This window comes from Shigella sp. FC1567, from assembly GCF_001743015.1.
Lineage (GTDB): Bacteria > Pseudomonadota > Gammaproteobacteria > Enterobacterales > Enterobacteriaceae > Escherichia > Escherichia coli.
Genome location: NZ_MIIV01000275.1, coordinates 1 through 1,364, shown reverse-complemented (window position 1 = coordinate 1,364; position 1,364 = coordinate 1). Strand labels below are relative to the sequence as shown.

General features: G+C 48.8%; 1 protein-coding gene and 2 pseudogenes. 2 read left to right on the top strand and 1 reads right to left on the bottom strand.

Going from position 1 to position 1,364, the window contains the following annotated elements:
• Positions 1–333, top strand: a pseudogene (locus BHE85_RS15540) (IS1-like element IS1X2 family transposase); the annotation flags it as partial.
• 16 nt (positions 334–349) lie between these two features.
• Positions 350–946, top strand: a pseudogene (locus BHE85_RS15535) (alpha/beta hydrolase); the annotation flags it as partial.
• A gap of 109 nt (positions 947–1,055) precedes the next feature.
• Here the strand turns inward: BHE85_RS15535 and BHE85_RS15525 are convergent.
• A partial coding sequence (locus BHE85_RS15525) for an integrase core domain-containing protein (protein ID WP_146627989.1) occupies positions 1,056–1,364 on the bottom strand: 309 nt, incomplete at its 5' end.

Sequence of the window (1,364 nt, the reverse complement as noted above, 5' to 3'; positions counted from 1 at the left end):
TGGCTGTTTTACGCGTATGACAGGATACGGAGGACGGTTGTGGCGCACGTCTTCGGTGAACGCACTCTGGCCACACTGGAGCGTCTTCTGAGCCTGCTGTCGGCCTTTGAGGTCGTGGTATGGATGACGGATGGCTGGCCGCTGTATGAATCACGCCTGAAGGGAAAGCTGCACGTTATCAGCAAGCGTTACACTCAGCGCATTGAGCGACATAATCTGAATCTGAGACAACATCTGGCAAGGCTGGGACGGAAGTCACTGTCGTTCTCAAAATCGGTGGAGCTGCATGACAAGGTCATCGGGCATTATCTGAACATAAAACACTATCAGTAAGTTGGAGTCATTACCGGGAGTGTGTGGGGGTGGTGACTATGCCATTAATGCCGCGCTGACAGAAAAACGAATTAAAGCAGTAGTGAGTATTACGGGTGTTAATATCGGGCGTCTTTTTCGGGAAGGTTTCAGCAATTACGATCCGATTGGCGCATTGAATGCAATGGCGTCGCAACGAACCAAAGAGGCTCGTGGTGGAGAATTACAGATCAACGAATTACTTCCCGCCAGCCTGGATGCAGCAAAAGCCCATGGACTGACCGAACGCGATGTTTATGAAGCAACTGACTACTATAAAACACCACGCGGGCAACAACCGGGAGGTGCGACAAAAATGTTGTTCTCACATGCACAGAAAACGCTGGCCTGGGATGCCTTCGCATTTACTGAAGTGTTACTGACTCAGCCGGTGATGGTAGTCGTTGGTGAAAAAGTCGGTGCCTTCGGTGCTTATCGTGATGGACTGGAAGTCTATGGCCGGGCGATGGTTTCGCAGGATCGTCAGTTAGTTTCATTACCCGATTTCTCACATTATGAACTGTATGACAAACCGGAAGCAGTTCAGGAGGCGCTGGAAAAAGTTATTCCTTTTTTCAACCCCCATCTGGGATAAGTTTCATGAGAAATATTATGAAAAATGTACTGATTCTTGGTGCTGGCGGTCAGATAGCCCGCCATGTGAGGTGTACTGGCAATAGCGGACACTACCATTTGTTCTTTTTTTAAGCAGGCATCTGATGATATTTTTCCCTGAAGGCTGCCGGGGAGATATTCCCCAGACGAGAGTGACGACGCTGACGATTGTAGAAAATCTCAATGTATTCCCGTATTACTGAGATGGCTTCATCCCGGTTATTAAAACGATAGTGGCTCAGGCTCTCATTTTTCAGCGTTCCCCAGAAGCTTTCCATCGGAGCGTTGTCGTAACAGTGACCTTTACGCGACATTGATGTTTTCAGACCAGACTGCTCCTGTATGACCCGGTAATCGTATGCGCAGTACTGTGAACCTCGATCAGAGTGGTGGATTAG